The sequence below is a fragment of the Dulcicalothrix desertica PCC 7102 genome (genome assembly GCF_003991905.1).
Lineage (GTDB): Bacteria > Cyanobacteriota > Cyanobacteriia > Cyanobacteriales > Nostocaceae > Dulcicalothrix > Dulcicalothrix desertica.
Genome location: NZ_RSCL01000020.1, coordinates 81715 through 95118, shown reverse-complemented (window position 1 = coordinate 95118; position 13404 = coordinate 81715). Strand labels below are relative to the sequence as shown.

Sequence of the window (13404 nt, the reverse complement as noted above, 5' to 3'; positions counted from 1 at the left end):
GTGAAAAACTCAATTTTGATTGTTGATGACAATCCTAATAATATACGTATATTATTTGATATTTTACATGAAGCTGGATTTAAAGTGTATGTTGTCAAAAGTGGCGAAATGGCACTTGAAAAACTACCAGTTATCCAGCCAGATATGATTTTATTAGATATTATGATGCCTGGAATTGATGGTTTTGAAACTTGTAAGCGGATAAAAGCCGATTCTAGGATAAAAGAAATACCAGTAATTTTTTTGACGGCACTTTCTGATACTGAAAATAAAGTCAAAGGTTTGCTTGGAGGCGCCGTAGACTATATTAGTAAACCAATTCAAGTAGAGGAGGTGCTAGCGAGAGTCAACATTCACTTAGCGCTAAGAAACACAGAGCTAATGTTGAAGAAGGAAGTAAACGAACGTACTGAAGCACAAAATAGACTTGAGCAAACTTTAACAGAGTTGCAACAAGCTCAAACCCAAATTATTCAGAGTGAGAAAATGTCTAGTTTGGGTCAATTAGTTGCAGGTGTCGCGCATGAAATTAACAACCCAGTTAATTTTATCTCTGCTAACCTTACTCACGCTAACGAATATGCTCAAGAATTACTGAGAGTAATTAACGTTTATCAACATCACTATCCCAACCCTTTACCAGAAGTCGAAGCTGAAATAGAAACAAGCGAACTAAATTATTTAATAGAAGATTTCCCCAAGCTACTTCAGTCAATGAAAGTAGGTGCAAAGCGCATTCAAGAGATTGTGCTTTCTTTACGAGTATTTTCGCGACTAGATGAAGCTGATATAAAACCTATTGATATCCATCAAGGAATTGATAGTACTTTGATGATTCTAGGACATCGACTTAAAGCTAATTCGGAACGTCTTGCAATTGAAGTTATTAAAAAATATAACGAGCTACCTCTTATTGAGTGCTATGCAGGACAGCTAAATCAAGTATTTATGAATCTTCTTAGCAACGCAATTGATGCAATAGAAGAGAAAATTACGAAAAGTGTACTCCCAAATCCTGAAATATCAATTTCTACTGAGTTAGTCGAAAGCAATATTGTTAAAATTTGTATAGCTGATAACGGTTTGGGAATACCAGAACAAGTCAAACAAAAAATATTTAACCCTTTTTTTACTACAAAACCCATTGGTGTTGGTACAGGTATGGGTTTAGCTATTAGCTATCAAATTATTACCGAGAGACACGCTGGTTCGTTACACTGTGTTTCTGAGTTAGGACAGGGAAGTGAGTTTATTATTCAAATTCCTTTGAGAGTCGGTAGTTATATTGAGTGAAGTTGCATTATACTCCAAACGAGTAAAATGTGAACTTTTGTCATGCTGAGGAACGTAAACGTAGTTTTCCCGCAGGGTAGCATCTTTGTCATGCTGAGGAACGTAAACGTAGTTTTCCCGCAGGGTAGCATCTTTGTCATGCTGAGGAACGTAAACGTAGTTTTCCCGCAGGGTAGCATCTTTGTCATGCTAAGGTACAAAGCATCTTTGTCATGCTGAGGTACGAAGCATCTTTGTCATGCTAAGGTACAAAGCATCTTAAATATTTTGAGGATATATTTATCGAATTTATCCTCGCTTGAACTCTACCACTTCCACATAGAGACAAATATGAAGCTGTATAAAAACGATACTTTTGTAAATATTAATTTTCTAAAATAGCGCTTTTTTTGCAAAAAATACTTAATTTTGATTAAAAATAGTAAAAATAATTACTGTAGAGGCAGTATTGTGTTTCGCTAATTTTCCTAGAGGATATATTTGCCGGGATTTATCCTCTAGGAAATGGTTTGCGAATTTTCAGGCGAGGATATATATTCTCAAACTGGTTATAAGTTTAGTTTTAAACAAGCATCAAAATCTTTTAGATGCTACCCTTCGGGAAAACTGCGTTAACGTTCCTCAGCATGACATGAGTTGTAGATTTTAGATGCTACCCTTCGGGAAAACTGCGTTAACGTTCCTCAGCATGACATGAGTTGTAGATTTTAGATGCTTTGTTCCTCAGCATGACATGAGTTACAGATTTTAGATGCTTCGTTCCTCAGCATGACATGAGTTACAGATTTTAGATACTTCGTTCCTCAGCATGACATGAGTCAAAGTTCCAGTGTTTGTCAGGGGTAAACTAAATCTACTTATTCCTATGCAAACCTTTATATTTTAAATATAATGTTTACCTAGCTTTCAATAAATTTGTCGTTAATTGCTGCTATCTTCACGCATTGGTTAGTGCTTTTAGACTATGGTTGACGTTTGGTCTTGTCTACCAATGGTGGGCTTAAGCGTACTCTCTACCCCTGAGAGTGATAAATAGTTTCAAGTTTTAAAGCTTTTGCTTTAAACTTTGGGTTGAGCCAACCCAACTCTAAAGCATCACTTATAGACTTCCCAATCGAAACTAAATACCGAATGGTACGATTCAGTAACACGACCAAAACTTCCTCTGATTTCATGAACCTTTGGATTTCATAATCTGTACCACGATTACGAATATTTATGGCCGCATTTTTGTCAGCGTGCAGCACAACCCCTGTGTGGCAGGTAAAACGATCCCCTTTTCTAAAACCTAAAAGCGTTCCAGTCAGAGAACACATTTGCGATGTGTAAGCACAGTTGACTAACGTAACTTTTGAACCGGTCTCCAGAGCGATCTTATCGACTGAAGTCTGTAACTCTCCTTTCATCCATTGATTTAGCTTGCGATTAACTGATTTCGCACCTGTCTTGCTTTTTATTGGAGAGGATAAATCTTCGCAGAATAATTCTACATTCGTTGTAATTACTCGTCTTAAATCTCTGCGAATAAAATTTTTAATTGTGTTTTTCTCGTTTTGTAGCTTTCTTTCTTTTACTTTATAACCAAGATTATTTTTGAAAATACGTGCTGAAGAAACGGGGTCATGTTTCTTCAATGATTCAGAAAAAGCTCGAATTCGGTAGCGATTACGATTTTTTGCTGTAATGCGATTAGTTTTATTAGACATTAACTTACCTAAACCAGGCGCCACTTGTACACCATCTGATGTATAAAAGCCTTCTGTATAACCTTTATCGAGACCAATGAGTACAGGTAACTTAGATTGTGTGGGTAAAATGATAGTTCTAGTTCTTGTCCAATGAACTTCGAGTACTTGAAGCTCGTTACGAATTAATCGAATTTGTCCTTTTATGATTTGGCGGCTACGTAATTTTAATGTAATCTTTTGACGTGCGTCTTCACCCATTACAGTCAATACTACTGAGTGTCGATTAACTCGCTGACACTTATAACCGGCACCTTGGTAAACTATTTGATTACGTTTATAAGTATGTCCTCGTTGAAAATGTTTTCTAACACGTCGATGCAACCAATTGACCTCTGTTGGGTTTGTATATAACAGATTTAATAATTTTTCTCTTGATAACTCTATTTCACATTTGGGAAATAATATTAATGCCTGTTCATGGAGTTTTTTGTTTTCTTTCTCTAATAACCAGGCAATTCGTTTTTGTTGATTGACTTGCATTGGCAATTTCTGCCAGATTTCACGGATAATCACAGCGATTGCTGCTTCTTGCTGCGCGGCAATCGCTTTCATGCAATCGTTTACAGACCATTCCCAAATTTTCCTGCACTTCGACATTCCAACTGACTCTGGAGGCAGTATTGGTTTAATTTGAGGCGCTGCAAACATCCAATTTAAATTCCATCCTTGTAGTGACCCTAGTTTATTATAAGTTACTGCTCTTACAACTCCACAAGCATTCATTAATCTGTCTATTTGTGGTTCATCTGAGCAATAAATCACAGGCGTAATTACTGTATAAGACTCTTCAGTTGTTTGTTGCTTGTTTGCTTTCATAACAACTAATTAGTTAGATTTTGTTCTCATAAAGTTGATGAATTTACTCTAACATAATATCTGGATTTTCTGAAAGCTTAATTATTAAAAATTATGACAAAATTTTCTGACACTAAAAAACATCTAGAATTGATAATAAATTGTTTTCACTTCTTAACTTCCCTTAAACAAATCTAGACTTTCCCGCATCTGTAAAGATTGTTGTTTTGAACCAACACGCACTTGAACTTACCTTTGGTAGCGCTCTAGCACCATGCACTCTTTGCGGAGTTGATATATTGTGTATAAAGGTGTCTTACATATCCCGGAACTCACCGGAATGCACCAAGAACAATTGATGTTTTTTAAGCACTCAGTATTAAAGCTAAAGTTCTTGAGTTAGCGATAAAAAGCAATGAAGACAATGTAGCTTTATTACGATGATTCTTACTTAGCTTGAGTATTATACGGAGAAGTACATTCCGGTAAGGGAACGGAAAAAGGGTACATAACAGTCCAGCTTCCTGCGCGCGTATTTACGATTTTCTTAAACCTATGTATCTTCTGAAAATAATGACATATGTATAGATTTACATAGATTTAAGGCAAATAGTTTAACCGCGCCAAGTTCTTCAAAGCTGCTAGAGCGTGTAGGCGTACTTGAGTATTACTATCATTAAGTAGGGTAGTTAATGGTTCAACAGCATCAACTCTACCAAGTTGTCCTAAAGATAAAGCGATTGCGCTTCTAACGGTATCTATTGAACAAGCTGGATGCTTTTGATGTAGCATTTCTAATAAAATATCGGCGGCTTTATGTATTAAATCTGATTGCTGGACTCGTCCTAAAACAGTGACAATTTGCTCGCATAGTGTTTTTGATCTAATTATATTTAGGGCTTGCTGTAGATATTCTAAGCCGGAAATTGTACCAACCCATGTTAGCGCGCGGATTGTTTCGATTTGTAATTGAAGCGGCGCCTTTTGTGATAATAGAAACTGATACAAATGATGTGCAGCAGCATCATTACCCATCCGTGACAACGCAACAACAGCTGCACTCGCGACTATTGAATCACAATCGTAAAGTTTGGGTTGTAATAATGCGACTAAATCTAACTCGGAGTTATGCAAATCACGACGATAACCTAATCCTGTAACAACTGTGCGTCTTACTTGTGCTGATTCATCATCTAAACTACGTAAAAGTACTGCAAGGACACGCGAGTCATGAAAACTACTCAACGCTTCAATCGCTGCTACCCTTACAGCGACTTGGGAATCTTCAGCAACGCTCAGTAAGGGTAAAATAGTCTCTTTGTTACGGATGTAACATAATGCCTGCGTAGCTAAGAACCGCGTATCCGAGTAAGCTAACAAAGAAGAGAGTGATAAAATTGCTTTGGAGCCAAGTTGCCCTAATGCGACAGATGCCATTGACTTTAATTCTTCCGAGTCGTCGGTTTGAATTAACTCTATTAATACTGGAATTGCTGACTCGTTTTTGAGTTCTCCCAAAATTCGCACTGCGTACCAACGTAACTCTTCATCTAGCGTATCATCGGACAATATTTCTACGAGCTTTGGAATTGCGACACTCCCCAAACGTTTAAAGACTTTAGCAACTTCCCAACGAGAATGAAAATCACTATGCTCGAAAATCAAAAGCGCTAATTCCAACAAATCTTCTTGACGCTCGACAGTCTCAAGGTAATTTGAGTTTTCCTTTAGCAATTGCTCTTTGCATTGATTGAATGACGACCAGTTATGTGTATCACGTGCTGCGATAGCTTGCATTAATAGTTGGTTGATGTTGTTCACGTCTTAATGTAATGAAAGGTATTCAGGAAATTTAGAGTTCAAAAATTTGCTTGTGTACTTTTGGGGAAAATGTACGCACGTTCTTAGTACTCATTATCTCTTAGCTGTCCTGTACTTCCCAATAACAAGATGCTTTTTCCTTAAAATTTGATTAATTTTATGCGGATGTTACATAGATGGCATCCGTATTGTGCATTTTTTCTAACAAATCGTAACAATTTATACGATTTTTGCTCTCACTCAACATTAACTTAAGTTATGTAAAGAGTTACTAACCCAGTATCTAAGCCTCGCTCTTAACGTACAAACGTGTATATTTCATCCCGGTAATTTGGGTGCAATAGCGCAAACCAAAACGGTTGATATTGGGATACGGTCACCGGAGCATTGAACTACGACGTAATGGAAGCGATTATGACAGCAGCCACTATCAATACTACCAGTCAAAACAAGTTTGAAAAATTAAAAGCAGAAAAAGACGGACTTTCCGTTAAGGCAGAACTTGAAAAATTTGCAACGCTAGGTTGGGAAGCGATGGACGAAACCGACCGTGACCATCGACTGAAGTGGTTAGGTGTGTTTTTTCGCCCTGTTACACCTGGTAAATTTATGATGCGGTTACGATTGCCGAATGGTATTCTTAATTCTTCACAAATGCGGGTGTTAGCCGAAGTAGTTCAGCGGTACGGTGACGATGGTTGTGCTGATATTACTACCAGGCAGAATTTTCAATTGCGCGGTATACGAATCGAAGATTTACCAGAAATTTTCAATCGATTCCGAGAAGTTGAGTTAACTTCTGTTCAATCTGGGATGGATAACGTCCGTAATATTACTGGCGACCCAATTGCTGGATTAGACGCTTCAGAATTGTATGATACGCGCGAGTTGGTTGAACAAATCCAGGCGATGATTACCAACAATGGAGTTGGTAACGCCGAGTTTTCAAATCTGCCGCGTAAATTTAATATCGCAATTACTGGAGGACGGGACAATTCGGTTCATGCAGAAATAAATGACTTAGCATTTGTGCCTGCATTTACAGATGGAAATTTTGGATTCAATATATTAGTGGGTGGATTCTTCTCAGCTAAACGTTGTGATGCTGCTATTCCTCTAAATGCTTGGGTTCCTCCACAAGATGTGGTAGCTGTATGCCGAGCCATTTTGGAGGTTTACCGCGATAATGGATTACGTGCGAACCGTCAAAAATCACGTTTAATGTGGTTAATTGATGAGTGGGGTTTAGAAAGGTTTCGTGAAGAAGTCGAGTTGCGTTTGGGTAAATCACTTTTACCAGGCGCCGCACACGACGAAATCGACTGGGAAAAACGAGATCATATTGGTATACATAAACAAAAACAATCAGATTTATACTACGCAGGATTGCAGATTCCGGTGGGTCGGTTGTATGCAGAAGATATGTTTGAAATTGCCCGTCTAGCAGAGGTTTATGGGACTAGTGAGATTCGGCTCACTGTAGAACAAAATATTGTTATTCCCAATATATCTGATGTGCGTTTGGCATCATTTTTTACAGAATCTCTGCTTGGAAAGTTTAAAATTAATCCCGAACCACTTACACGCGCTTTGGTATCTTGTACAGGCGCCCAGTTCTGTAATTTTGCGTTGATAGAAACCAAAAACCGTGCGCTAGCAATGATAAAAGCGTTAGAATCTGAGTTAGAAATGACTCAACCAGTACGCATTCATTGGACAGGGTGTCCAAACTCGTGCGGACAACCTCAAGTAGCGGATATTGGCTTGATGGGAACCAAAGCGCGTAAAAATGGCAAACCTGTCGAAGGTGTTGATATTTACATGGGTGGCAAAGTTGGCAAAGACGCGCATTTAGGAACTTGCGTTACCAAAGGAGTTCCTTGTGATGATTTACAGCCAGTATTGCAAGAATTGCTAGTTACACACTTTGGCGCCAAACCAAAGGTATTAGTTAATACATAGTAAGGGTTGGAACGGGCAAGGATGCCCATTCCACAATGGATGCCCATTCCACAAGATTAATAATTCAACTACTAAACAAATAAACAAAGTAATGACAAATCTCTCCAGAAGAAAATTCATCATCACCGCAGGTATTACCGCAGCGGGCGCCATTATCGCAAACGGTTGTTCATCAAATGGGTCTAATGCTGACAATTCTGGAGCTTCGACAAGTAACACAGCAAAACCAGCAGCAAATGTGACGACTGTTGCAAATGCTCCCAAAGTTGAAACCAAATCAGCCAAACTAGGATTCATTGCTTTAACCGACTCGGCGCCGTTAATTATTGCTTTTGAAAAAGGACTATTCCAAAAATATGGAATGACCGATGTTCAAGTTGTCAAACAAACATCTTGGGCAGCAACACGCGATAACTTAGAACTCGGTTCTGCTCAAGGTGGCATCGATGGAGCGCACATTCTCAGCCCAATGCCTTATTTGATGACTGCTGGCGCCATTACTAAGACAAAACAACCGTTGCCAATGCAAATTTTGGCACGCTTGAATACCAACGGTCAGGGAATTTCGGTATCAAATAAATATAAAGACTTAAAGATAGGAAAAGATAGTTCACCACTGAAGCAAGCTATAGCTGGTGGTAAAAAGCTAACTTGTGCAGTCACATTCCCAGGTGGAACCCACGATTTGTGGATGCGTTCGTGGTTAGCAGCAGGTGGTATCGACCCCGAAAAAGATGTAGAAATCATAGTTATCCCACCACCACAAATGGTTGCCAGTATGAAAGCAGGTAAGATGGATGCTTTCTGTGTTGGAGAACCTTGGAATGGCAAACTCATTCAAGAACAAACTGGCTATTCTGCGTTAGTGACTGGTGAAATGTGGAAAGACCACCCAGAAAAAGCTTTGTCAATGCGCGCTGACTGGGTAGAAAAGAATCCCAATGCAGCTAAAGCAATATTAATGGCAGTGCAAGAAGCGCAAATTTGGTGCGATAAGCCTGAAAATAAAGACGAAATGTCTAAAATAATTGCAACTGGTAAGTATTTAAAAGTAGATGCTCTTGCTATTAGCGACCGTTCCAAAGGTAAAATAGACTATGGTACAGGTCGAATTGAAACAGCAAGTCCAGTAGCAATGAAATTCTGGAATGATAATTCTTCATTCCCTTATAAGAGTCACGATACCTGGTTTATAACTGAAAATATACGCTGGGGTCAACTTCCTGCTGACACTGATGTTAAAGCTTTGATTGCAAAAGTAAACCGTGAAGATATGTGGAAAGAAGCAGCTAAAGCTATCGGACAAGAAGCTGCAATTCCTGCTAGCGACTCGCGCGGTGTTGAAGATATTCTCGGAATTAAATTTGACCCCGCTGACTCCGCAGGTTATCTCAAAGGATTAAAAATCAAGAAAGCCTAGGCAACGGATGCAACGGATGTAACGGATGATTGCTTCTTCCTATCCGTTACATCCGTTAAAATTCGTTGCAAATCCCCACTACAAAAATAAGTAAAATATAAAAGATGGCAGTACAAGCAGGCAGATTTTCTACTAAGAATAGTAGCAGTAAACTAGTTGCTCAAATCGGAAAAAATTCTAAAAAAGCAATTCCTCCTTTAGTTGCTGTTTTAATTTTCTTAGTCGTTTGGCAAATACTTTGTTCGGCGCCTTCTTCTGAATTTCCTGGGCCAATCAAAATTCTTTCAGACCCCACAGTTCAAAAACTTCTGTTCAATCCTTTTCTGGATGATGACGATGGTAAAGGTTTGGCATTCCAATTACTTGCCAGTTTGCAACGGGTTGGTTATGGGTACTTCTTCGCAGCTACTATTGGTATTGCTTTAGGTGTGCTAACCGGAACTAACCGTTTAATGTTTGAAGCACTAGACCCTATTTTTCAAATATTACGAACAGTTCCTCCGCTCGCTTGGTTGCCTATTGCTTTATCTGCTGTACCCACTTTGGGTGGTATTAGTAAAAGCGAAGTTGCAGCAATCTTCGTAATTTTTATCACCGCTGTTTGGCCAATTGTGATCAATACCACAACTGGAGTACAGCAAATTCCTCAAGATTATCGCAACGTCGCAAGAGTGTTGAGATTAAAAGGAAGAAAATACTTCTTCAAGATATTATTTCCCGCAGCAGTTCCTTATATTTTCAGCGGATTACGAATTGGGATTGGTTTAGCATGGTTAGCTATTGTTGCTGCCGAAATGGTTAACGCAGGTAGTAGCGACGGCGCCGGCGGTTTAGGTTTCTTTATTTGGGATGCTTACAATAGTGGCGATATGGGTCAAGTTGTATTAGCACTAGTTTACATAGGTGTAGTTGGTCTTTTGCTCGACCGCGCCATTGGTTTTGTTGCCAGCTTGGTAATTCCAGCAGAACAAAAATAAAGTTAGGAGTTAGGAGTGAGGAGTGAGGAGTTATATTCCGTTCCTCCCAACTCCTAATTCTTAACTCCTAATTCCCAACTCCTAACTCCTAATTCCCAACTCCTAACTCCTAAATCCCAACTCCTAATTCCTAACTCCTAACTCCTAACTAAAATTAAGATGACAACTTGTTTTGTTGAAGTAGACCATATTGACCGCGTATTCGATTTACCCAATGGTAAGACTTATATTGCCCTCAAAAATATTGAATTGAAGATTCAACAAGGTGAGTTTATTTCACTAATTGGGCATTCTGGTTGTGGTAAATCGACTTTACTTAATATTATTGCGGGGTTAGACCGTGCCTCGATTGGCGGTGTAACACTTGAAGGACGTGAAATACGCGAACCTGGACCCGACCGAATGGTGGTGTTTCAAAACTACTCGTTGCTGCCTTGGTTGAGTGTTCGTGATAATATCGCTTTGGCTGTTGATGAAGTTTACCAAGACAAGCCCAAAGGTGAGCGTCGCTCAATTATCGAACACAATATTGATATGGTGGGACTACGGCGCCATGCAAATAAACTACCATCAGAATTATCTGGTGGTATGAAACAACGGGTATCAATAGCGCGCGCTTTGGCAATTCGTCCAAAATTACTATTACTCGATGAACCTTTTGGCGCCCTCGATGCATTGACAAGAGGTGGGTTGCAGGAACAGCTAATGAAAATCTGCAACGAAAACAAATTAACTTGTGTGATGGTAACGCATGATGTTGATGAAGCATTATTGCTTTCTGACCGCATTGTGATGTTGACAAATGGACCAGAAGCACATATTGGTCAAATTTTAGAAGTAGACATTCCGCGTCCTCGTCAAAGAATGGAAGTTGTTAATCATCCAGATTATTACAACATGCGGAATGAAATAATAAATTTCCTTAATCAGCAGAAGCAAGCTAAGAAGCGTCAACAAGCGAAACTTGTTCAAAAGACCGCTACACCAATATTAGTATCCCGCAACGGTTTAGAGAAAATCAATCTCGATATTGGCTTTTTACCTTTAACTGACACGGCGCCTTTAATTGTAGCTAAAGAAAAAGGTTTTTTCGCTAAATACGGATTAGAAGAAATTAACCTGACTCGCGAAACTAGTTGGAAGGATATCGCATTTGGGGTTGGAACTGGTAGACTTGATGCTGCTCAAATGGTAGCAGGAATGCCCCTAGCCTTAACTTTAGGCGCCGGTGGTAAAACCCCAATTCCTGTAGTTAACGCGCTTAATCTTTCCCGGAATGCTAACGCAATTACTTTAAGTAAAAAATTATACGACCAGGGAGTTAGAACTGTCTCAGATTTGAAAGCTGCAATTAACGCGGATGCTGACCATGTTATGAATATGGGAGTTGTGCATCCTACGTCAATGCAGAACTTTATTTTGCGTTATTGGTTAGCTGCTGGTGGTATTGACCCTGACCTAGATGTGAATTTGACTGTATTACCACCAATGCAAATGGCTTCGCAACTTCAAGCTGGAACACTAGATGGTTACTGCGCTGGTGAACCCTGGAATTATATGGCAGTTCACAAAAAGGCAGGTTTTGTTGCTGCGACAGCTTTAGAAATTTGGGCGGGACAACCTGCTAAAGTTTTGGGAGTGAGAGAAGAATGGGCGCAACAATATCCCGAAACTTATCTTGCTCTTATTAAAGCTTTATTAGAAGCTTGCGAATATTGTGACGACCTTCGCAACCGAGAAGAAATTCTTAAAATTATCTGTCGTCCTGAATATCTTGATATAGACCCTGTGTACGTCCGTCCTGGTTTTGTAGCACCTTACGAACGCGCAGATGGTAGTAAACCGCAAGAGTTAACATCATATATTAGATTTTTTGTCAATAAAACAAATTGTCCCAACCGTACAGAAATACTGTGGATGATGACACAGATGGCACGTTGGGGTTTAATACCATTCCCAAAAAACTGGGTAGAAGTCATTGAACGAGTTTGCCGTCCAGACATATTTGGCGCCGCAGCACGCGACTTAGGTGTTCTTGATATTGGATGGGATAACCCAATTCATTTATTTGATGGCAAAGTTTTTAACCCATCAGACCCAATTGAATATCTCAACAGTTTAGAAATCAAGCGCCAAATACGCATCGAAGAAATGTTCTTCTAGAAACCGGGTTTCTAGAAAATTTTTAATTGTACGAACAATATCGAACCAGAAACCCGGTTTCTTAATTACCCATCATTACCTTAAATAATATGCAAACAACAATTCAATCGAATCAACAGGACACGAGAGCATCCGACAATTTTTTAGTCGTCGAAGGCGTTAGCAAGATTTACCCAACTAAAGATGGTCCTTACACTGTTCTTGATGGAATAGACCTTAAGGTTCGTGAGGGTGAGTTTGTTTGCTTAATTGGTCACTCTGGTTGCGGTAAGTCAACGCTGCTAAATATGATTTCGGGTTTCAATACTCCTACTGAGGGTGTTGTACTGCTGCAAGATACACCCATTACTGAACCCGGCCCAGACCGGATGATGGTATTTCAAAATTACTGTTTGCTGCCTTGGCTGTCGGTATTTGAAAATGTGTACTTGGCTGTTGATGCGGTTTTCCCCGAAAAAATCGAAGCTGAAAAAAGGGCAATTGTTAAAGAGCATTTAGCACTGGTAGGTTTGACAGAAGCTGCTGAAAAAAGACCTTCACAAATTTCTGGTGGGATGAAACAACGGGTTGCGATTGCCCGTGCGCTTAGTATTCGTCCTAAAGTATTAATTCTTGATGAACCTTTCGGCGCCCTTGATGCTATTACTAAAGAGGAGCTACAGGAGGAACTACTACAAATTTGGCGTGAGCATCAAGTTACTGTGTTGATGATTACGCATGATATTGATGAAGCTTTGTTTCTCGCTGACCGACTGGTAATGATGACCAATGGGCCTGCTGCACAAATTGGCGAGGTTCTTGATATTCCGTTTTCTCGTCCCCGTAACCGCAAGCGTATTATGGAAGACACTAAATACTACGAGCTTCGTAATTATGCTCTCGATTTTCTCTATCGTCGTTGCGCTCATGTAGAGGAATAGAGCTTTAATTATGTGAGTATCTTTTATAACGCATTGCTTCAATGCGTTTTTTTCATGGATACTTTCAAACGGTTACAGGTGATACCAATATAGTTGCGTCTTAGTTCTAATTTGTATATAAGAAAGCTTTTTAGATTGTTCATTAATACACAATACTTATGTGTAAGATAAGGAACCACGAAGAGACAATGGGCACAATGTAGTAAGGTGGGCAATGCCCACCCTACTGTGAACTACTAGCACCAAATTTTTGGTTTTATTTGAATAAGTAGATAAGACTATTTGCTGAATAGTCTTGATTTTGG

Annotated in this window: 8 protein-coding genes; 6 read left to right on the top strand and 2 right to left on the bottom strand. The window is 39.3% G+C overall.

Translation table 11 applies throughout. The features are described 5' to 3' along the window. The gene (locus tag DSM106972_RS34765; RefSeq protein WP_127084978.1) at window positions 1–1293 is read left to right on the top strand and encodes a hybrid sensor histidine kinase/response regulator; all 1293 of its coding nucleotides are present in this window, start codon (window positions 1–3) and stop codon (window positions 1291–1293) included. Window positions 1294–2306: 1013 nt separating this feature from the next. Here DSM106972_RS34765 and DSM106972_RS34760 read toward each other — a convergent pair. Together DSM106972_RS34760 and DSM106972_RS34755 are read right to left on the bottom strand one after the other, a co-directional pair. Further along, on the bottom strand, window positions 2307–3857 hold the full coding sequence (locus tag DSM106972_RS34760) for a zinc ribbon domain-containing protein (RefSeq protein WP_127084977.1): 1551 nt from the start codon (window positions 3855–3857) through the stop codon (window positions 2307–2309). A 579-nt stretch (window positions 3858–4436) separates the two neighbouring features. Beyond that, window positions 4437–5657 carry a HEAT repeat domain-containing protein gene (locus DSM106972_RS34755; protein ID WP_233787753.1) on the bottom strand — a complete coding sequence of 407 codons (1221 nt, stop codon included), beginning with the start codon at window positions 5655–5657 and terminating at the stop codon, window positions 4437–4439. Window positions 5658–6071: 414 nt separating this feature from the next. Here DSM106972_RS34755 and DSM106972_RS34750 point away from each other — a divergent pair, with 414 nt between their 5' ends. From DSM106972_RS34750 to DSM106972_RS34730, 5 genes are all read left to right on the top strand, one after another. Then, complete coding sequence (locus tag DSM106972_RS34750) at window positions 6072–7619, top strand: ferredoxin--nitrite reductase (RefSeq protein ID WP_127084976.1); 1548 nt, start codon at window positions 6072–6074, stop codon at window positions 7617–7619. 91 nt (window positions 7620–7710) lie between these two features. Beyond that, a complete protein-coding gene (locus tag DSM106972_RS34745) occupies window positions 7711–9039 on the top strand; it encodes a CmpA/NrtA family ABC transporter substrate-binding protein (RefSeq protein WP_127084975.1) in 1329 nt (442 codons plus the stop codon). A gap of 104 nt (window positions 9040–9143) precedes the next feature. After that, window positions 9144–10016, top strand: coding sequence for a nitrate ABC transporter permease (gene ntrB / locus DSM106972_RS34740; RefSeq protein WP_127084974.1), 873 nt, complete (start codon window positions 9144–9146; stop codon window positions 10014–10016). 159 nt (window positions 10017–10175) lie between these two features. Continuing rightward, window positions 10176–12179 (top strand): ABC transporter ATP-binding/substrate-binding protein, encoded by a 2004-nt coding sequence (locus DSM106972_RS34735; RefSeq protein WP_127084973.1) that lies wholly within the window; start codon window positions 10176–10178, stop codon window positions 12177–12179. A gap of 89 nt (window positions 12180–12268) precedes the next feature. Continuing rightward, window positions 12269–13099, top strand: coding sequence for a nitrate ABC transporter ATP-binding protein (locus tag DSM106972_RS34730; protein WP_186538909.1), 831 nt, complete (start codon window positions 12269–12271; stop codon window positions 13097–13099). Window positions 13100–13404: the final 305 nt, after the last annotated feature.

Coding starts and splice junctions, on each gene's coding strand:
- DSM106972_RS34745 (WP_127084975.1), top strand. CDS start 7,711: ATGACAAATCTCTCCAGAAGAAAATTCATCATCACCGCAGGTATTACC.
- DSM106972_RS34735 (WP_127084973.1), top strand. CDS start 10,176: ATGACAACTTGTTTTGTTGAAGTAGACCATATTGACCGCGTATTCGAT.
- DSM106972_RS34730 (WP_186538909.1), top strand. CDS start 12,269: ATGCAAACAACAATTCAATCGAATCAACAGGACACGAGAGCATCCGAC.
- ntrB (WP_127084974.1), top strand. CDS start 9,144: ATGGCAGTACAAGCAGGCAGATTTTCTACTAAGAATAGTAGCAGTAAA.
- DSM106972_RS34750 (WP_127084976.1), top strand. CDS start 6,072: ATGACAGCAGCCACTATCAATACTACCAGTCAAAACAAGTTTGAAAAA.
- DSM106972_RS34760 (WP_127084977.1), bottom strand. CDS start 3,857: ATGAAAGCAAACAAGCAACAAACAACTGAAGAGTCTTATACAGTAATT.